We start from the raw sequence: 18,618 nt of genomic DNA, 5'->3' as shown, positions 1-18,618 counted from the left end.
GTCTCTTGCTTGCATGGTTAATGCAGCCGATGCCCTGCGGCGATGTCTTGTAGCATTGCGCCGCTAGGCTCTTTTTTTATTCCGGACCTTACATTTGAAGAGAGCACCCATCCGGATGCTCTCGTTCCATCAGTCAGGCGCCTGCTTACAGAGCCGTCTTGATCGTGCCCTTTGGCAGCAATGTGGTGACCGAACCCTTTTGCACCACGACTTCAGTACCGCTGGCGATTTCCAGGGTGATGTAGCCGTCGGCAACCTTGGTGATCTTGCCCAGCATGCCGCCGGCCGTCACCACTTCGTCGCCCTTGCCGAGCGCTTCCATCATGGCTTTCTGTTCTTTCTGACGCTTCATTTGCGGACGGATCATCAGGAAGTACAGCACCACGAACATCAGGATGATAGGCAAAAAGCTGGTCAGGTTGCCGGAGAGACCCAGCGGGCCGGTGGCAGCAGTAGCCGCAGGTGCAGTTTGCGCGTAAGCGCTGGAAATAATTGACACGAGTTGCTCCAGGTAATAGTTTGAAAATAGCCCAGCATTCTAGCATTGGGTAACGGCATGCAACCGTCCAGCCGCCCCCGGGCGCTATATATTGCCGGGAAAATCAGTCCGATCCGCCGTCACTATAGTAGTTGCAGACAGATTGGGCCAGTGGGCATAGAGTCGTTTACCAGGAAATAGTTGCAAAATACATATTTCCCCTCAGGCAATTCCTATACGCCGCGTGCCCGGTCCAGGTGGAACTGGGTGACAAATGTGCTGAACTGCCCCACGTCCAGCGCAGCCCGGATATTTTTCATCAGATCCAGGTAGTAATGCAGATTGTGTATTGTATTCAGGCGCGCGCCAAGGATTTCGCCGGTGCGATGCAAATGATGCAAGTAAGCGCGCGAGAAATTGCGGCAGGCGTAGCAGCCGCAGGTCTCGTCCAGCGGCTTTTCGTCATCCTTGTAGCGGGCATTCTTGATCTTGAGGTCGCCGAAACGGGTAAACAGCCAGCCGTTGCGGGCATTCCGGGTCGGCATCACGCAATCGAACATGTCGACGCCGTTTTCGACGCCGGCGACCAGGTCTTCCGGCGTGCCTACGCCCATCAGGTAGTGCGGCTTGTCGGCCGGCAGGCGCGGGCCGATGTGTTCCAGCACGCGCATCATTTCTTCCTTCGGCTCGCCGACCGACAGGCCGCCGATGGCGATGCCATGGAAACCGACGTCTTCCAGGCCGGCCAGCGACTCGTCGCGCAGGTTCTCGAACATGCCGCCCTGGACGATGCCGAACAGCGCATTCGGATTTTCCAGCTGATCGAATTCGTTCTTCGAGCGCTTGGCCCAGCGCAGCGACATGCGCATCGATTGCGCTGCTTCCTCGCTGGTGGCGGGACGGCCATCGATTTCATAGGGCGTGCATTCATCGAACTGCATCACGATGTCGGAATTCAGCGATTTCTGGATCTGCATCGACACTTCGGGCGAGAGGAACAATTTATCGCCGTTGATCGGCGAAGAAAATTTCACCCCCTCCTCGGTAATCTTGCGCATCGCACCCAGCGAAAACACCTGGAAGCCGCCGGAATCGGTCAGGATCGGCTTGTCCCAGGCCATGAACTTGTGCAGGCCCCTGAACTTGTCGATGACGTCGGTACCGGGCCGCAGCCACAGGTGGAAGGTATTGCCGAGGATGATCTGCGCCTCGATCTCGACCAGCTCCAGCGGTGACATCGCCTTCACCGAGCCGTAAGTGCCGACCGGCATGAAAATCGGCGTTTCGACCGTGCCGTGGTTCAGTTTCAGACGGCCGCGGCGGGCTTTGCCTTCGGTTTTGAGTAATGTAAATTCAAGCATGATTTTCTTATCAATGGCTGCGCTGTCGCACAAACGCCAGTTAGTTTTAAAAGCGGAATTGCGCTGCCTTGCGACAGCATTGATTTCTATGGTGCAACTATTACAGCTTATTGGCAGCGCTGAAGCATCAAGTGGGGTTCTGTACCCGCTTGATCATGGCGCTGATTGCCGCAGAGGCATTGGACGGCATCATGCTGATATCGGGATGCGCATTCTGGAATACCCGGAATACTTCGTCCGCAAACGCCTGCCCGATTTCGTCGACGCCGGAAAAATCCAGCACCACGCTTTGAAATCTTTCAAACCTGCGCGTCAGTCGCTTGGCTTGCGAACGCGAGACCAGGGTCTCGCCTTCATGCTGCGCCAGTCGCACCGGCACAGTGGTTTTCGCAAAGGAAAACTCTTCCGGCAAGGCAAAGCGGTCAAACACTTCTTTCGCCGTGCGCGTACTGTCATTCGCAAGCCGCATGGAAACCTGGGTGCCGATGACATCGCTCTCGTGCTCCAGCAGCCAGTCAGGTCCCTCACCCCGATGATCGAAATGCAATTTCCCGGACCGGATCGTGTAGCGATCCATCATCTTGGACGAGAAAAAAATCCCCTCGCCGGAGTGATGGGTGGGATCGGTCGTAAATTTCCCCTTGGCCAGCTCCAGTATTGCCTCGCGCGTATCGTACAGATCCAGCGCCTTTTGGATTTTCATAAAGATACCTTCGCCGGCATCCGCGACAAATCCTTCGGTAAACAAAGCATTCATCTGCATGGCAACCGTCACCTGCCCGGAACCGGAGTGATCAACGGCATTGTTGATCATCTCTGTCATCGCATGCTGCCATATGCCACGCACGTTATCAGGGAGTTCCCGCAGCATGGGCGCGCATAATTCACGCCAGACAATATCTTCCGACAGGCCCTCGCGCTGATACACCTTGGAGGCGCTGGCAAGCGTCGCCAATGCATAGCGCACACCGCGGCCAGTGCCCTCGGATGAAATCACGCCCTCTTGCCTAGCCGCAGCTAGCCAGGCGCTGGCAGCTTGTCTCGAGACATGCTCTTTATCGGCGAGGCGAGCTGCAACATTTTGCCCATCAGCCTCGACCAATTGACAAATAAGCTTGATTTTAGCTTTTTCCATGCCAAATTGTCGCTCTTGGCTCGATTAATTGTCAAGGTAATCGGAAATAAACGTAAGGTTCAGCTTTACGTTTATTCATCGATCTCCTGCAAGGAAAGCAACATCGCATCGCCATAGCTGAAAAACCGATACTGTTGCTTGATTGCATGATCATAGGCGGTCCGAATCCGGTCGTATCCTACAAACGCCGACACCAGCATCAGCAAGGTCGATTTCGGCAAATGGAAATTCGTGATCAGGCGATCCACCGTCTTGAAACGATAGCCCGGCGTAATGAACAAGGCAGTATCGGCGCTGCCAGCCTGCAGGGCACCGGACTGCGAAGCCGATTCCAGCGCCCGCAAGCTGGTAGTGCCGACAGCAACCACCTTGCCGCCGCCGGCCTTGGCGGCGCGCACCGCTTCCACCGTGGCGTCGCCGATGGTGTACCACTCGCTATGCATCTTGTGCTCCGCCAGGTTTTCGCTGCGCACCGGCTGGAAGGTGCCGGCGCCTACGTGCAGCGTGACATAGGCGAAGCTTATGCCCTTCTGGCGCAAGCGCTCCAGCAGCGCCTGGTCAAAATGCAAACCGGCGGTGGGCGCAGCCACGGCGCCCGCATGCTTGGCATACACCGTTTGATAGCGGGTTTCATCAAAGGCATCGGCATCGTGTTCGATATAGGGCGGCAATGGCAGGCGGCCATGGGCGTCGATCAGTTCGAACACATCGGCAGGAAAGCGCAGCGTATAGAATTCGCCGACGCGCTCGCCTACCGTGACGTCGAACGCATCGGCCAGGCGAATCACGGTGCCGGCCGGCGGCGATTTCGAGGCGCGTACCTGGGCATGCACGGTACGGTCATCCACCACCCGTTCAACCAGCACTTCGACCTTGCCGCCGGTTTCCTTGATGCCGAAGAAGCGCGCCTTGAGCACCCGGGTATCGTTAAACACCAGCAGGTCGCCGGCATTCAGTTGGTCGACAATGTCGGTGAATTGGCGATCTATCAACTGTTCGCCATCCAGGTGCAGCAAGCGCGAGGCGCTGCGCTCGGAGAGCGGCGTTTGCGCGATCAGTTCTGGCGGCAGGTCGAAATCGTAGTCGGAAAGAGAATGCATGCTTGGATAAATAATGAAAAATGACGCTCGGGTTGCCATTACAGCTATAGGCTTTACAATGGCAAGCGCTGAAATCCGTCCATGACAGGGCGACAGCGCAAAATTGAGCAAACCCGCTATTTTACGCCCTGCCGCCCATTAACAACCCGATATGCCAGCTCCAAAGCGAAAACCTGTTGCCAAACCCGCCTCCGGCCCCGTCGCGAACACCCGCGCCAGCAAGCTGGAAAAACTCGGCTTGCGCACCGACATGGACCTGGTTTTGCACCTGCCGCTGCGCTACGAGGACGAAACCGAGGTCGTCAGCATCCGCCAGGCCGGCATGATGGGCTCCAGCACCGCGCAAGTCGAGGGGGTGGTCAGCGCTTGCGAGATCCAGTACCGGCCGCGCCGCCAGCTAATTGTGACACTCACCGACGCCAGCGGCCAGCTGGTGATGCGCTTCCTGAATTTCTACGGCAGCCAGACTAAGCAGTTGGCGGTCGGCACGCGGGTCCGCGCACGTGGCGAAATCCGCCATGGCTTTTTCGGCGCCGAGGTGGTCCATCCCAATTATAAGGTGGTACTGGAAGGCGCGCCCCTGCCCGAGGTCCTGACGCCAGTGTATCCGGCCGGCGAAGGCTTGTCGCAAGTATTCCTGCGCAAGGCGATCGCTGACGCCATGCAGAACATCGAATGGCGCGATACCTTGTCGTCGGCGCAGCTGGCGGCGCAGCAGCTGAGTCCGTTTGAAGACGCCGTGCGCCTGCTGCACAATCCGCCGCCGGAAGTCGACGAGCATGCGCTGGAAGACCGTTCGCATCCGGCCTGGGTCAGGATGAAATTCGATGAGCTGCTGGCCCAGCAACTGTCCCTGAAACGCGCCCAGGTCGCGCGCCGCGCCAAGAATGCCCGGGCCTTGCCGCTGGTCGGGAAATTGTCTGCCGCCTTCCTGGCGACCCTGCCGTTTACCTTGACCAAGGCGCAGCAGCGGGTGGTCGCCGAGATCAGCGCCGACCTGCGCGCTTCGTTTCCGATGCAGCGCCTGCTGCAAGGCGACGTCGGCAGCGGCAAGACCGTAGTGGCGGCGCTGGCCGCAGCGCAGGCGATCGACAGCGGTTATCAGGCGGTGCTGATGGCGCCCACCGAAATACTGGCCGACCAGCATTTCCGCAAGATCGCTGCCTGGATGGAGCCGCTCGGGGTGCAGGTCGCCTGGCTCACCGGCAGCCTCAAGAAAAAGGAAAAGCTGGCGGCGCAAGCCATGATCGAATCCGGCGCCGCCCAGCTGGTGATCGGCACCCACGCCCTGATCCAGGACAGCGTGCAGTTCGCCAAGCTGGGGCTGGTGATTGTCGATGAACAGCACCGCTTCGGCGTCGGACAGCGGCTGGCGCTGCGCAACAAGACCACCTCCGAGAATGGCGGCGAGGAGGCCTCGGCGGCGACGGCAAAAGCCGCAGCCGTGGTGCCGCACCAGCTGATGATGAGCGCCACGCCGATCCCGCGCACGCTGGCGATGACCTATTACGCCGACCTGGAAATTTCGGTGATCGACGAACTGCCGCCTGGCCGCACGCCGATCGTCACCCGTGCGGTCGACCAGATCCGGCGCGACGAGGTGATTGCGCGCGTCCACGCCGCGGTGCAGGACGGCCGCCAGGCTTACTGGGTCTGCCCGCTGATCGAAGAGTCGGAAGCCTTGCAGCTGCAGACCGCCACCGAAACCTACGCCATGCTGGCGGAGGCGCTGCCCGACCTGCGCGTCGGCCTGGTGCACGGCCGCCTCAAGCAGGCCGAGAAGCAGGAAGTGATGGACGCCTTCAGCGCCGGCGACTGCCACGTGCTGGTGGCCACCACCGTGATTGAAGTCGGGGTCGATGTACCGAATGCCTCGCTGATGGTGATCGAGCATGCGGAACGCTTCGGCCTGTCGCAGCTGCACCAGCTGCGCGGCCGGGTTGGACGCGGTTCTGCAGCCAGCGTATGCTTGTTGTTGTATCAAAGTCCGCTCGGCCATATCGCCAAGCAGCGCCTGATGACCATGCGCGAAACCACCGACGGTTTTGAAATCGCCCGGCGCGACCTGGAAATCCGCGGCCCCGGCGAATTCCTGGGAGCACGGCAGTCGGGCCAGGCCATGCTGCGCTTCGCCGACCTGATGACCGACCAATGGCTGGTCGACCGCGCGCGCGAACTGGCGCATGCCCTGCTGCAGGAACCGACGCCGGCCAACAACGCCACGGTCAGCGCCCATCTGGCGCGCTGGCTGGGCGGGCGGGAAGACTTCCTCAAGGTTTAGCGAGCCGGCGCTACGGGCATGCAAAAATGGCATTGAAACATGGAGATACATCCTCTCTTAAAAAATATGCGAAGATAACAACATGACTCTGACCGAACTCAAATATATCGTCGCGGTAGCGCGCGTAAAGCACTTTGGCCATGCTGCGGAAGCCTGTTTCGTGGCGCAGCCGACCCTCTCCGTCGCGATCAAGAAGCTGGAGGACGAGCTGGGCGTGGTGATCTTCGAAAGAGGCGGCACTGAAATCTCGGTGACGCCGCTGGGCGCGCAGATCGTGGCGCAGGCGGAACGGGTGCTGGAACAGACTGCCACCATCCGCGAAATCGCCAACCAGAACAAGGATCCGCTGGCCGGACCGCTGCGCCTCGGCATCATCTACACCGTCGGCCCGTATCTGCTGCCGCCGCTGGTGAAAACCATGATCGAGCAAGTGCCGCAGATGCCGCTGGTGCTGCAGGAAAATTTCACCGTGCGCCTGCTGGAGCTGCTGCGCCAGGGCGAACTGGACGCCGCCATCATCGCCCTGCCGTTTCCTGAGCACGGCCTGATGGTGCAGCCGCTGTACGACGAACCGTTCGTGGTAGCGCTCCCCAAGCACCATGCCTGGGCCGAACGCACCAGCATCAGCGCCCAGGACCTGAAATCGGAAACCATGCTATTGCTGGGCAACGGCCATTGCTTCCGCGACCAGGTGCTGGAAGTGTGTCCGGAAATGTCGCGTTTCTCGACCGCCGGCGACGGCATTGCCCGCACCTTTGAAGGCTCGTCGCTGGAAACCATACGCCACATGGTGGCGTCCGGCATCGGCATCACGGTGCTGCCGCAAGCGTCCGTGCCGGACCTCGACGCCAAGGACGGCATGCTGCGCTATGTGCCGTTTACCGCCCCCGGGCCGTCACGCCGCGTGGTGATCGTCTGGCGCAAGAGCTTTACCCGCCACGCGGCCATCGAAGCCGTGCAAAAGGCTGTGCTGGCCTGCGGACTGAAGGGCGTCAGCCTGCTGCATGACGCGCTCGCCATCGAAGGCTGAAGCGGCCCCGGCCGCCGTCTTCACCGAGACCCCCGAGACCTTTTCAAGGTCTCTTTTTTTGATCACCGACATCGCAATGAACCGTCTCAAACTCTATTTCCAGCTGATCCGCATGGACAAACCCATCGGCATCCTGCTGCTCCTGTGGCCGACCCTGGCCGCCGTCTGGCTGGCTGCAGAAGGCAAACCGGCATGGACGCTGGTGGCGATTTTCTGCCTCGGCACTGCACTGATGCGTTCGGCCGGCTGCGCCATCAACGATTTCGCCGATCGCGATTTCGACAAGCACGTCAAGCGCACCGCCGAGCGGCCGCTCACCAGCGGCAAGATCGCCGCCTGGGAAGCCGTCATGGTGGCCGTGCTGCTGACCCTGCTGTCGCTGCTGCTGATCCTGCCGCTCAACGCCTTGACCAAGGAATTGTCGGTGATTGCCGTGATCGTCGCCGGCAGCTATCCCTACTTCAAACGCTTCTTCGCGATTCCGCAAGCCTACTTGGGCATCGCCTTCGGCTTCGGCATTCCCATGGGCTTTGCCGCGGTACAGGGAAGCGTGCCGGCAGCGGCGTGGCTGCTGCTGGTCGCCAATGTGTTCTGGGCCGTGGCCTACGATACCGAATACGCCATGGTCGACCGCGACGACGACCTCAAGATCGGCATCCGCACTTCGGCGATCACCTTCGGCCGCTACGACGTGCTGGCGATCATGCTTTGTTATGCAGCCAGTTTGGGTTTAGTATTTGCTGTAGGCTGGCAGTACGGCTTGCGCGGCTGGTTCAGCGCCGGCATGCTGCTGGCGGCCGCTTGCGCGGTCTATCACTACCGCCTGATCCGCAACCGCGACCGGGCCGGCTGCTTTGCCGCTTTCCGCCACAATAACTGGCTGGGCGCGGCGGTATTTGCCGGCATTGCGCTGGATTATGCCCTGCGCTGAAAACCCTTCGTCATCTTATGTGATATATTAGGCAACACCTTTCCCCGCAATCCACATTGAAGAGGCAAACATGGCTACTACCGACAACGTAAAAGAGATGCGCGACAATCTGGCTGGCGAATTGAAATCGGTCATCAAGGATGCAGAAAACCTGCTCGACGATACCCATGACCACGCCGAAACCAAGTACAACCAGGCGCGCGCGAAACTGAAAGCGGCGCTGGAAACCGCCAAATCGGAACTGCCGAAAGCGACCAAGAAAGCGGTAGAAAAGACCAAGCACGCCGCGCATGCCACCGACGAATACGTTGGCGACAATCCATGGAAGGCAGTCAGCGTAGCGGCCGTTATCGGCTTGCTGGCAGGCCTGGCGATCGGCCGCAACAGATAAGATCTACCGCAGTACGGCAGCATTTCAAAAAAACAGCGCCAACCGCAATGCGGTTGGCGCTGTTTTTTTAGCTCTGCAGTTTTGCACAGCGACGTTCAGTCGCGCCCGAACTCGTCGCCCAGTTCTTTCCCGCGCGCCGCCGCCGCCTTGACGGCGTCAATGATCGCCTGCTTGACGCCGGCGTTTTCCATGCTGGTCAGGGCGGCATAGGTCGTGCCGCCTTTCGAGGTGACGCGCTCGCGCAGCAAGGCAACCGGTTCGGCCGATTGCGCCGCCAGCTGCGCCGCGCCGGTAAACGTCGCCTTGGCCAGTTCAATACCCTGCTCCGCGGTCAGTCCCAGTTCCTGGGCCGCCTGCTGCATCGCCTCGATGAAATAGAACACATAGGCCGGGCCGCTGCCGGATACCGCCGTCACCGCATCGATCTTCGCCTCGTCGTCCAGCCACACCGTGCTGCCGACCGCCTGCATGATCAGGTCGGCGGTCTCGCGCTGCTGCGGCGACACCCCAGCGCCGGCAACCATGCCGGTGATGCCCTTGCCGATCAGCGCCGGCGTGTTCGGCATGCAGCGCACGATGACGTCATGCCCGCCGAGCCAGCGCGAGATGTCGGCGGCGCGGATGCCGGCGGCAATCGACAGCACCATTTGCGTCGTCAGATAGGGCCGCAGCAAGCCTATCACCTGCTTCATCTGCTGCGGCTTGACCGCAAGCACGATGACGTCGCTGACGCTGACCATGGCGTCGATCTCGCTGGCCGGCGTCACGCCGAAGCGCTGCGCCAGGCTCTGCAAGGCCTCCAGGTTGGGATCGATGACATGGATATTGCCGCCGTCGGTGACCTTGCCTGCCAGGCCGCCGATCAGCGCAGACGCCATATTGCCGCCGCCGATGAAACTGATGTTCAATTGCTTTTTCATGATTGAATGGTCCGCTTACGTTGTCCAAAAATGGCGCTGCCGACGCGCACGATAGTGGCGCCCTCTTCGATCGCCGCCGCCATGTCGGCCGACATGCCCATCGATAAAGTATCCAGCTGCGCGGCATGCGCCGGCAGCCCGGCTTGTAATTGCTGCAGCAGTTCCCGCGTCTGGCGGAATGCCGCATGCTGTTTCTCTAAATCCTCGGTCGGCTCGGGAATCGCCATCAGGCCGCGCAACACCAGCCGCGGCAATCCGATGATGGCGCGCGCCGCTTCCAGCACCTCGGCCGGCGCCATGCCGCTCTTGCTGGCCTCGCCGCTAATGTTGACCTGCAGGCAGATATTCAGCGGCGGCAGCTGCGGCGGCCGCTGCTCGGACAGGCGCTGGGCAATTTTCTCACGCTCCACGGTATGCACCCAGGCAAAGTTTTCTGCGATCGGACGCGTCTTGTTGCTTTGGATCGGACCGATAAAATGCCATTCCAGCAAGGACCGGGCAACCGCGGCGCCATCCCCGGCTTGCAGCGCAAGATCGACCGCCGCTATCTTGGCGATGGCTTCCTGCAGATAGTTTTCGCCAAAGGCGCGCTGGCCGGCGGCGATCGCCTCCAGCACCATGTCGGCGCCGAAGGTCTTGGAGACCGCCAGCAAGGCGACACTGTCAGGCTGGCGCGACACCGCAGCGGCTGCGGCCTGAATACTGGCATGGACGGCTTGCAACTTCTGGGACATTAAGGACATAATCGGAGACTTTGGAAATTGCCGTAAAGAACTACTCGCTTGTATCACCAAACGCCTTCAGCTGGCTGATTTGGAAACTTTTTTCAGGACTTTGCCGCTGGCCGGATCGTGAAGAAAGCGCTACAAGGTAGCATGCGGCGCCAAAGATGCCTTTCAACAAACAAAATTCAGCACAGGGATTATAAATGGACATTTCCGAACTTCTGGCTTTTTCGGTGAAGAACAAGGCATCCGATTTGCATCTATCCGCAGGCTTGCCGCCGATGATCCGGGTTCATGGAGATGTGCGCCGCATCAACCTGCCGCCGCTCGAGCACAAAGACGTGCACTCGATGATCTATGACATCATGAACGACGGCCAGCGCAAGGCTTACGAGGAACACCTGGAGTGCGATTTCTCGTTCGAGATCCCGGGCCTGGCGCGTTTCCGCGTCAATGCCTTCAACCAGGACCGCGGCGCCGCCGCCGTGCTGCGGACCATTCCTTCCACCGTGCTGACGCTGGAACAGCTCAACGCGCCGCGCATCTTTGCCGAACTCTCGCTCAAGCCGCGCGGCCTGGTACTGGTCACCGGCCCCACCGGTTCAGGCAAATCTACCACGCTGGCGGCGATGGTCAACCATGTCAATGAAAACGAATACGCCCATATCCTGACCATCGAAGATCCGATCGAATTCGTCCATCAGTCCAACAAGTGCCTGATCAACCAGCGCGAAGTCGGCCCGCACACCCATTCGTTCAGCAATGCGCTGCGCTCGGCCTTGCGCGAAGACCCGGACGTGATCCTGGTGGGCGAGTTGCGCGACCTGGAGACCATCCGCCTGGCCATGACTGCCGCTGAAACCGGCCACCTGGTGTTCGGCACCTTGCACACGTCCTCTGCCGCCAAGACCATCGACCGTATCGTCGACGTCTTCCCGGCGGAAGAAAAAGAAATGGTGCGCGCCATGCTGTCGGAATCGCTGCAGGCGGTGATTTCGCAAAGCCTGCTGAAAACCAAGGACGGCTCCGGCCGCGTCGCCGCCCATGAAATCATGCTGGGCACGCCGGCGATCCGCAACCTGATCCGCGAAAGCAAGGTCGCCCAGATGTATTCGGCGATCCAGACCGGCAGCAACATGGGCATGCAAACCCTGGACAGCAACCTCACCGATCTGGTCAAGCGCAACGTGATTTCGCTGGCGACGGCGCGCGCCGCGGCCAAGACGCCGGATAATTTCCCCGGCTAACAAGCATTCGCCGCAACCAAACTGAAAAAGGCGGATGATGTGTCATGCAGTCCGCCCCTGCGCCACCCTGATACTGTTATTGTTTTACTAGGATAGACATGGAACGAGATCAAGCAACCAAATTCATGCACGACCTGCTGCGACTGATGGTCAGCAAGCGCGGCTCCGACCTGTTCATCACCGCAGACTTTCCGCCGGCCTTCAAGATCGACGGCAAGATCACGCCGGTCTCGAACCAGGCGCTGACCGCCGTCCATACGCTGGAACTGGCGCGCGCCATCATGAGCGACAAGCAGGCGGCGGATTTCGAAGAAACCAAGGAATGCAATTTCGCCATCAGCCCTGGCGGCCTGGGACGCTTCCGCGCTTCTGCTTTCATCCAGCAGGGCCGGGTCGGCATGGTGCTGCGGACGATCACCACCGACATCCCGAAATTCGAAGACCTGGGCCTGCCGCCCACGCTCAAGGAAGTTGCGATGACCAAGCGCGGCCTGGTGATCATGGTCGGCGCCACCGGCTCCGGCAAGTCGACCACGCTGGCGGCGATGATCGGCTACCGCAATGAAAACAGCTACGGTCACATCATCACGATTGAAGATCCGGTCGAATACATCCATCCGCACAAGAACTGCATCGTGACCCAGCGCGAAGTCGGCGTCGACACGGAAAACTGGGGCGTGGCCCTGAAGAACACCCTGCGCCAGGCGCCGGACGTGATCCTGATCGGCGAAATCCGCGACCGCGAAACCATGGACTACGCCATCGCCTTCGCTGAAACCGGCCACTTGTGCCTGGCCACGCTGCATGCCAACAGTTCCAACCAGGCGCTCGACCGCATCATCAACTTCTTCCCGGAAGAACGCCGGCCGCAGTTGCTGATGGACTTGTCGCTCAATCTTAAAGGGATCGTCTCGCAACGCCTGGTGCCGCTCAAAACGGTAAAAGGCCGCGCGGTCGCAGTGGAGATTTTGCTGAATTCGCCATTGATTTCGGACTTGATCTTCAAGGGCGATGTCCATGAAATCAAGGAAATCATGAAGAAGTCGCGCGAGCTCGGCATGCAGACTTTCGACCAGGCCCTGTTCGATTTGTACGAAGACGATAAAATCAGTTATGAAGACGCTTTGCGCAATGCCGATTCGGTCAACGACCTGCGGCTTTCCATCAAACTGCGTGGCAAGGACGCAAAAGACCGCGACCTGTCTGCCGGCACTGAACATCTGGGGATCGTATGAGCAAGGACACTAGCGCCACAAAGATCTACGACTTTACCGTCAATCAGCTGGATGGCAAACCCGCCGCGCTGGGGGCTTACCGCGGCAAGGTGCTGCTGATCGTGAATACCGCCAGCAACTGCGGTTTCACGCCGCAGTACAAAGGCCTGGAAGAGATTTACCAGAAATACCATGCACAGGGCTTTGAAGTGCTGGGTTTCCCCTGCAACCAGTTCGGCGCGCAGGAACCGGGCACTGCCGACGAAATCGGCGCTTTTTGCGAAAAGAACTACGGCGTGACGTTTCCCTTGTTCGAGAAAATCGACGTCAACGGCGACCACGCCGCGCCGCTCTATCAGTATCTGAAAAACGCGGCGCCGGGCTTGCTCGGCAGCGAAGGCATCAAATGGAATTTCACCAAATTCCTGGTGGACAAGGACGGCGCGATTATCGACCGTTTCGCGCCGCAAACCAAGCCGGAATCGCTGGCGGCCGATATAGAAAAACTGCTGGGATAAAAACAGTAGGGTGGGCACATCGTGCCCACGCGGAAACTACTTCACGTACCTGCCATTGCCATGCTGCGCGGGCCTGTATTCCGGTTATCCCGGTCACGCGTGGGCACAAAGGCGTGCCCACCCTACGGCTAGGTTCTTGCTAGCTGTTTAATGCGCCATCTGCAAGCCGTACACCAGCGCCGCCAGAATGCCGCCGGTAATCGAACCGACCACCGGCACCAGGGCGTAACCCCAGTCACTGTCGCGCTTGCCCGGAATCGGCAGCAAGGCGTGCATCAGGCGCGGACCCAGGTCGCGCGCCGGATTGATCGCGTAACCGGTGGTGCCGCCGAGCGACACGCCGATGCTCATCACCAGCAACGCCACAGGCAGCGCATCCAGCGCACCCAGGCCCATAGTCGGCGAGGCGATATTCAACACGCAATACACCAGCACGAAGGTGCCGACCACTTCCGACACGACATTGCCGACTTTGTTGCGGATCGCAGGCGCCGTGCAAAATGCGGCCAGCTTGAGATTGCCGTCGGCGGTTTCAGCAAAGTGATTGCGGTACACCAGCCACACCAGGAAGGCGCCCATCATGCCGCCCAGCATCTGCGACAGGATATAAGCCGGCACACTGGCCCAGGCGAACTTGCCGGCCACTGCCAGCGCCAGCGTCACCGCCGGATTCAGGTGGGCGCCGCTGGACGAGGCCGCGACGAACACGCCGACAAACACCGCCATCGCCCAGCCGACGGTGATCACGATCAGGCCGCTGCCGTGGCCGTGGGTTTTACTCAACAAAACGTTGGCAACCACACCGTTGCCAAGCAGGACAATCAGGGCAGTGCCCACGAATTCAGCTAAATAGGGAGTCATCACAAACTCTTTCGGAAATAGGAGGGGGATGGAACAGAGCAAGCCAATGCTCTGTCCTGCATCTCATTCAATAACGGAATAATCCGGATTCAGGTCAGGAATCGGCCCACACCGTGGCCGCCGCAATCGCGCGCTGCCAGCCCTTGATGCCACTCTGCACTTCCGCCGCCGGCAATGCCGGCTTGAAGCGCTGATCCAGCTGCCATTGCCCTTGCACATCGTCCGTGCTGCTCCAGTAGCCAACCGCCAGGCCGGCCAGATAGGCCGCACCGAGCGCCGTGGTTTCAGTGACTTTCGGACGCACCACATCGACGCCGAGGATGTCCGACTGGAATTGCATCAGCAGGTTGTTGGCGGTGGCGCCGCCGTCCACCCGCAGTTCCGGGATCACGATGCCGGCATCGGCTTCCATCGCCTTCAGCACATCCATGGTCTGGTAGGCGATGCTGTCCAGCGCCGCGCGAGCGTAGTGGGCCGCGGTGGTGCCGCGGGTGATGCCGAAAATGGTGCCGCGCGCGTGCGGGTTCCAGTGCGGTGCGCCGAGGCCGGCAAAGGCTGGCACCAGGTAGACGCCGTCGCTGCTCTTGACGCTGCGCGCCAGCGCTTCGATTTCGGTGGAGGTCTTGATGATGCCGAGGCCGTCGCGCAGCCACTGCACCACGGCGCCGCCGATGAAGATGCTGCCTTCCAGCGCGTAGCTGACTTCATTGCCGATTTTCCAGGCCACGGTGGTCAGCAGATTGTTCTTGGAAATGATCGGCTTGCTGCCGGTGTTCATCACCATGAAACAGCCGGTGCCATAGGTATTCTTGACCATGCCAGGCTGAGTGCACATCTGGCCGAACAGCGCGGCTTGCTGGTCGCCGGCGATGCCGGCGATCGGAATTTCCGAACCAAAGCCGGACACCTCTGTGTGACCGTAGACTTCGCTGGAGGAACGCACTTCCGGCAGCATGCTGCGCGGCACGCCCATGATCTCCAGCAGCTCGTCGTCCCACTGCATGGTATGGATATTGAACAGCATGGTGCGCGAAGCATTCGAGACGTCGGTCAGGTGCATTTTGCCGCGCGTCATGTTCCACACCAGCCAGGTATCCACTGTGCCGAACAGCAGGCGGCCCTGGTCGGCCAGCGCCTGGGCGCCGTCGACATTGTTCAGGATCCAGCGGATCTTGGTGCCGGAAAAATAGGAGTCGACCAGCAGGCCGGTCTTGGCGCGGATGGTTTCCGCCAGGCCGTCGGCTTTCAGCTGGTCGCAGAAGGCTGCGGTGCGGCGGTCTTGCCAGACGATGGCGTTGTAGATGGCCTTGCCGGTTTCGCGATCCCAGACGATCGTGGTTTCGCGCTGGTTGGTGATGCCGATGGCGGCAATCGAAGTGCCGTTCAAGCCGATGTTGGTAGACGCTTCTGCGGCGACGCCGACCTGGGTTGACCAGATTTCCTGCGGATCATGCTCGACCCAGCCCGGCTGCGGATAAATCTGGCGGAATTCTTTCTGCGCTGAAGAAACGATATTGCCCTGGCGATCGAACAGGATGGCGCGCGAGCTGGTAGTCCCCTGATCCAGGGCTAAAATGTATTTATCTTTCAACTTGTCTACTCCAAGGTTGGTAATCCGGCATTGCGGATCGGGGCGACTTTGATCCCGCCAAGCGGCTGGATCCGTCTGTTTTATCTACCGGCTGCGCAGGCAGTGCTGCTGCCTGCAAGGCCGGGATGAATCTCAGGCCAGCATGGCGGCAACCGGCGCCGGTACTTGCGCCTGCTCCTGCAACCACGTGCGCAGCCTGTCTACCGCAACAGCATCAAGACGCAATCCCAGCTTGGAACGGCGCCACAGAATATCTTCCACCGTCAGCGCCCATTCATTGCGCATCAGGTAACGCACTTCCGCTTCATACAGGTCGGCGCCGAACAGTTCTCCCAGCGCCGCGACATCGTGTATGCCATCCAGCAGACGCGCGGTGCGGGTGCCATAAGCGCGCGCATAACGCGTCGCCAGCGAAGCTGGCAGCCAGGCGTGGCGCTGCTGGAAAATCCGCAGGAATTCGGCAAAATCGGCGTTGGCGATGTCGCCGCCCGGCAGCGCTTCATGCGCGGTCCAGTGCGATTTCATGTAACCGAACAGCGGCTGCAGATGTTCCATCACTTCTTCCGCCAAGCGGCGATAAGTGGTGATCTTGCCGCCGAATACCGACAGCACCGGCGCCAGGCCAGGTTCGTTCCTCAGCTCCAGCTTGTAGTCGCGGGTGACGGCGGACGGATTGGCGACTTCTTCTTCCAGCAAAGGACGGACGCCTGCATACGACCAGACCACTTGCTGCGGCGTCACCGCCTTTTCGAAATAACGGCTCACCGATTCGCACAGGTAGGCAGTCTCTTCTTCTGAAATCCCGACCTTGGTCGGATCGGCGCTGTATTCGACGTCGGTGGTGCCGATCAGCGTGAAGTCGTCTTCATAAGGAATCGCAAAGACGATGCGCTTGTCCGGATTCTGGAAAATATAGGCATGGTCGTGATCGAACAGACGCTTGGTGACGATATGGCTGCCCTTGACCAGGCGGATGTGGTGCTGTGCCGGCGTATTCAGGGCGCCGTTCAGCAGGCTGGCAACCCATGGACCGGCGGCGTTGACGATGCAGCGCGCCCGCACTTCGCTGGTTTCGCCGGTTTCGGTCGACAACAGTGTGGCGTCCCAGTACTGGCTGCCTTGACGCGCCTGTATCATGCGCGTCCTGGTGAGAATGGTGGCGCCGCGTTCCTTGGCGTCCATGGCATTGAGCACCACCAGCCGCGCGTCCTGCACCGAGGCATCGGAATAGACGAAGCCCTTGCTCAGGGTTTTCTTGAGCGGCGCGCCGGCGACGTGTTTGCGGAAATCGATGCCGCGCGAACCGGGCAGCAATTCACGCTTGCTGAGGTGATCGTAGAGGAACAGGCCGGCCCGTATCATCCAGGCCGGGCGCAAGCTCGATACATGCGGCATGACGAAACGCAGCGGCGCGATGATATGCGGCGCCAGGCGCAGCAGCAGCTCGCGCTCTTGCAGCGCTTTGCGCACCAGGCTGAATTCGTAATGTTCCAGGTAGCGCAGGCCGCCATGGATCAGCTTGGTGCTGGCGGAAGAAGTATGCGAAGCCAGGTCGTCCTGCTCGCACAGCAATACGCTCAAACCACGGCCGGCTGCGTCGCGCGCAATTCCGGCGCCGTTAACGCCGCCGCCCACTACCAGCAAATCTACAATTTCACCTGATGCCACAGCTATCTCCTTGTGTCGGTAACCTACCCATCGGACAAACAGCTTATTGCCAAATGCAAAACCAGCATGTTCGTAATGTCACCGCACATCATAAAATATTTATATTCGAAAGTATATTGTTCGAATTCGAACATAGATAATCATTTATATTTATCAAAAATAATTTACCGATAGAAATAAACTTAAGTAAAGATAGCTAATTTCAATCTCGCCATTGGCGGCAGGAATGCGTCGGCACGTCAAAAAGATGAGCGAACCCGCGCCGGACGGTAGGCCACAATATGAGGAAAATCAGAGGAAAACGAGCTGTGTCGCCGTCAAGCAACAAGAAACAAGACAGGCAAGCCGGCCATTTTCTGCCGGCATGGGATTAGCTGGATGGGTTGCTCTCTGCTACGAATACATCGATTTTGGCGTCGGCAAAGATGCCGTTCATTTCTTCCGGCACCGGCTGGTCGGTGAACAGGGCGTTGACCTTCGAGATATCGCCCAGCCGCACCAGCGCCGGCCGGCGGAACTTGGAATGGTCGGCCACCAGGAATACCGTGCGCGAATGCTCGATGATGGCTTCCGATACGCGCACCTCGCGATAATCGAAATCGCGCAGGGTGCCGTCAGCCTCGATGCTGGAAATGCCGATGATCCCGAAATCGACCTTGAAGCGGCGGATGAAATCGATGGTCTCATCGCCGGTAATGCCAAGGTCGCGCGCGCGCACCACGCCGCCGGTGATGATCACTTCGCAGCCGGGGTAGCCGCTCATGATCGCCGCCACGTTCAGATTATTGGTGATCACGCGCAGGTTGCGGCGCCGGCTCAGCGCCTTCGCCACTTCCTCATTGGTGGTGCCGAGATTGATGAACAGCGTAGCCTGGTCGGGAATATGTTCGACCACCAGCGCGGCGATGCGGCGCTTTTCTTCCGAATACAAGCCCTGGCGCGCGCCGTAAGCGATATTCTCGGCGCTGGACGGCAGGCCGACGCCGCCGTGGTAGCGCTGCAGCAGGTTCAGCTCGGCCAGCAGGTTGATATCGCGGCGGATGGTTTGCTGGGTAATCTGGAAGCGCGTGGCCAGATGCTCTACCGTCACGAAACCGTCGCGCTGCACATAGCTCAACAGCTCCTGTTGACGGCCATTCAGCTTTAGCGTTGATATTTCTGGCATGA

General features: G+C 59.9%; 17 protein-coding genes. 7 read left to right on the top strand and 10 right to left on the bottom strand.

All coding sequences use genetic code 11. The features are described from left to right. Positions 1–145 precede the first annotated feature (145 nt). The 4 genes from yajC to queA form a co-directional block, all read right to left on the bottom strand. Positions 146–499 carry a preprotein translocase subunit YajC gene (gene yajC, locus VNZ65_RS17325; protein ID WP_061937298.1) on the bottom strand — a complete coding sequence of 118 codons (354 nt, stop codon included), beginning with the start codon at positions 497–499 and terminating at the stop codon, positions 146–148. A 212-nt stretch (positions 500–711) separates the two neighbouring features. After that, a complete protein-coding gene (gene tgt / locus VNZ65_RS17320) occupies positions 712–1,839 on the bottom strand; it encodes a tRNA guanosine(34) transglycosylase Tgt (protein WP_325671173.1) in 1,128 nt (375 codons plus the stop codon). A 127-nt stretch (positions 1,840–1,966) separates the two neighbouring features. Next, complete coding sequence (locus VNZ65_RS17315) at positions 1,967–2,974, bottom strand: STAS-like domain-containing protein (RefSeq protein WP_325671171.1); 1,008 nt, start codon at positions 2,972–2,974, stop codon at positions 1,967–1,969. Between the two features lie 71 nt (positions 2,975–3,045). Beyond that, on the bottom strand, positions 3,046–4,074 hold the full coding sequence (gene queA / locus VNZ65_RS17310) for a tRNA preQ1(34) S-adenosylmethionine ribosyltransferase-isomerase QueA (protein WP_325671169.1): 1,029 nt from the start codon (positions 4,072–4,074) through the stop codon (positions 3,046–3,048). A gap of 151 nt (positions 4,075–4,225) precedes the next feature. Here queA and recG point away from each other — a divergent pair, with 151 nt between their 5' ends. The 4 genes from recG (at position 4,226) to VNZ65_RS17290 (ending at position 8,707) form a co-directional block, all read left to right on the top strand. Continuing rightward, complete coding sequence (recG, locus tag VNZ65_RS17305; RefSeq protein ID WP_325671167.1) at positions 4,226–6,355, top strand: ATP-dependent DNA helicase RecG; 2,130 nt, start codon at positions 4,226–4,228, stop codon at positions 6,353–6,355. Positions 6,356–6,437: 82 nt separating this feature from the next. After that, a complete protein-coding gene (locus VNZ65_RS17300) occupies positions 6,438–7,385 on the top strand; it encodes a LysR substrate-binding domain-containing protein (RefSeq protein ID WP_325671165.1) in 948 nt (315 codons plus the stop codon). A gap of 76 nt (positions 7,386–7,461) precedes the next feature. Beyond that, entirely contained in the window at positions 7,462–8,316 is an 855-nt protein-coding gene (gene ubiA / locus VNZ65_RS17295; protein ID WP_325671163.1) for a 4-hydroxybenzoate octaprenyltransferase, read from the top strand. A 70-nt stretch (positions 8,317–8,386) separates the two neighbouring features. Beyond that, positions 8,387–8,707 carry a DUF883 family protein gene (locus tag VNZ65_RS17290; RefSeq protein WP_325671161.1) on the top strand — a complete coding sequence of 107 codons (321 nt, stop codon included), beginning with the start codon at positions 8,387–8,389 and terminating at the stop codon, positions 8,705–8,707. Positions 8,708–8,802: 95 nt separating this feature from the next. Here the strand turns inward: VNZ65_RS17290 and proC are convergent, their stop codons facing one another. Both proC and VNZ65_RS17280 read right to left on the bottom strand, forming a co-directional pair. Continuing rightward, the gene (gene proC, locus VNZ65_RS17285; protein ID WP_325671159.1) at positions 8,803–9,627 is read right to left on the bottom strand and encodes a pyrroline-5-carboxylate reductase; all 825 of its coding nucleotides are present in this window, start codon (positions 9,625–9,627) and stop codon (positions 8,803–8,805) included. After that, positions 9,624–10,370 carry a YggS family pyridoxal phosphate-dependent enzyme gene (locus tag VNZ65_RS17280; RefSeq protein ID WP_325671157.1) on the bottom strand — a complete coding sequence of 249 codons (747 nt, stop codon included), beginning with the start codon at positions 10,368–10,370 and terminating at the stop codon, positions 9,624–9,626. The genes proC and VNZ65_RS17280 overlap by 4 nt, the downstream gene beginning before the upstream one ends. A 185-nt stretch (positions 10,371–10,555) precedes the next feature. Between VNZ65_RS17280 and VNZ65_RS17275 the strand changes: the two genes are divergently transcribed. From VNZ65_RS17275 to VNZ65_RS17265, 3 genes are all read left to right on the top strand, one after another. Next, the gene (locus VNZ65_RS17275) at positions 10,556–11,599 is read left to right on the top strand and encodes a type IV pilus twitching motility protein PilT (protein WP_325671155.1); all 1,044 of its coding nucleotides are present in this window, start codon (positions 10,556–10,558) and stop codon (positions 11,597–11,599) included. 98 nt (positions 11,600–11,697) lie between these two features. After that, positions 11,698–12,834 (top strand): PilT/PilU family type 4a pilus ATPase, encoded by a 1,137-nt coding sequence (locus tag VNZ65_RS17270; RefSeq protein ID WP_061937269.1) that lies wholly within the window; start codon positions 11,698–11,700, stop codon positions 12,832–12,834. Continuing rightward, positions 12,831–13,331 (top strand): glutathione peroxidase, encoded by a 501-nt coding sequence (locus tag VNZ65_RS17265; RefSeq protein ID WP_325671153.1) that lies wholly within the window; start codon positions 12,831–12,833, stop codon positions 13,329–13,331. The genes VNZ65_RS17270 and VNZ65_RS17265 overlap by 4 nt, the downstream gene beginning before the upstream one ends. A gap of 147 nt (positions 13,332–13,478) precedes the next feature. On the opposite strand, the gene VNZ65_RS17260 is transcribed toward VNZ65_RS17265, so the two are convergent. The 4 genes from VNZ65_RS17260 to VNZ65_RS17245 form a co-directional block, all read right to left on the bottom strand. Beyond that, the gene (locus VNZ65_RS17260) at positions 13,479–14,192 is read right to left on the bottom strand and encodes an MIP/aquaporin family protein (protein WP_061937263.1); all 714 of its coding nucleotides are present in this window, start codon (positions 14,190–14,192) and stop codon (positions 13,479–13,481) included. A 94-nt stretch (positions 14,193–14,286) separates the two neighbouring features. Beyond that, positions 14,287–15,783 (bottom strand): glycerol kinase GlpK, encoded by a 1,497-nt coding sequence (gene glpK, locus VNZ65_RS17255; protein ID WP_325671149.1) that lies wholly within the window; start codon positions 15,781–15,783, stop codon positions 14,287–14,289. A gap of 132 nt (positions 15,784–15,915) precedes the next feature. Beyond that, entirely contained in the window at positions 15,916–17,451 is a 1,536-nt protein-coding gene (gene glpD, locus VNZ65_RS17250) for a glycerol-3-phosphate dehydrogenase (protein WP_325671147.1), read from the bottom strand. 370 nt (positions 17,452–17,821) lie between these two features. Beyond that, on the bottom strand, positions 17,822–18,616 hold the full coding sequence (locus VNZ65_RS17245) for a DeoR/GlpR family DNA-binding transcription regulator (protein WP_325671145.1): 795 nt from the start codon (positions 18,614–18,616) through the stop codon (positions 17,822–17,824). Between the last annotated feature and the right edge of the window lie 2 nt (positions 18,617–18,618).

Origin of the sequence: Collimonas sp., from assembly GCF_035566555.1 — a bacterium.
In the GTDB taxonomy this organism is placed as follows: Bacteria; Pseudomonadota; Gammaproteobacteria; order Burkholderiales; family Burkholderiaceae_D; genus Collimonas.
Note: the sequence above shows the minus strand (reverse complement) of the source record. Positions and strands in the feature narration are given on the sequence as shown.

Excerpts from the sequence above, each read along its gene's own strand:
- VNZ65_RS17280 (WP_325671157.1), bottom strand. The coding sequence starts at position 10,370 with ATGTCCTTAATGTCCCAGAAGTTGCAAGCCGTCCATGCCAGTATTCAG.
- queA (WP_325671169.1), bottom strand. The coding sequence starts at position 4,074 with ATGCATTCTCTTTCCGACTACGATTTCGACCTGCCGCCAGAACTGATC.
- VNZ65_RS17315 (WP_325671171.1), bottom strand. The coding sequence starts at position 2,974 with ATGGAAAAAGCTAAAATCAAGCTTATTTGTCAATTGGTCGAGGCTGAT.
- VNZ65_RS17265 (WP_325671153.1), top strand. The coding sequence starts at position 12,831 with ATGAGCAAGGACACTAGCGCCACAAAGATCTACGACTTTACCGTCAAT.
- proC (WP_325671159.1), bottom strand. The coding sequence starts at position 9,627 with ATGAAAAAGCAATTGAACATCAGTTTCATCGGCGGCGGCAATATGGCG.
- VNZ65_RS17275 (WP_325671155.1), top strand. The coding sequence starts at position 10,556 with ATGGACATTTCCGAACTTCTGGCTTTTTCGGTGAAGAACAAGGCATCC.
- VNZ65_RS17245 (WP_325671145.1), bottom strand. The coding sequence starts at position 18,616 with ATGCCAGAAATATCAACGCTAAAGCTGAATGGCCGTCAACAGGAGCTG.
- VNZ65_RS17270 (WP_061937269.1), top strand. The coding sequence starts at position 11,698 with ATGGAACGAGATCAAGCAACCAAATTCATGCACGACCTGCTGCGACTG.
- tgt (WP_325671173.1), bottom strand. The coding sequence starts at position 1,839 with ATGCTTGAATTTACATTACTCAAAACCGAAGGCAAAGCCCGCCGCGGC.
- ubiA (WP_325671163.1), top strand. The coding sequence starts at position 7,462 with ATGAACCGTCTCAAACTCTATTTCCAGCTGATCCGCATGGACAAACCC.
- VNZ65_RS17290 (WP_325671161.1), top strand. The coding sequence starts at position 8,387 with ATGGCTACTACCGACAACGTAAAAGAGATGCGCGACAATCTGGCTGGC.
- VNZ65_RS17260 (WP_061937263.1), bottom strand. The coding sequence starts at position 14,192 with ATGACTCCCTATTTAGCTGAATTCGTGGGCACTGCCCTGATTGTCCTG.
- VNZ65_RS17300 (WP_325671165.1), top strand. The coding sequence starts at position 6,438 with ATGACTCTGACCGAACTCAAATATATCGTCGCGGTAGCGCGCGTAAAG.
- recG (WP_325671167.1), top strand. The coding sequence starts at position 4,226 with ATGCCAGCTCCAAAGCGAAAACCTGTTGCCAAACCCGCCTCCGGCCCC.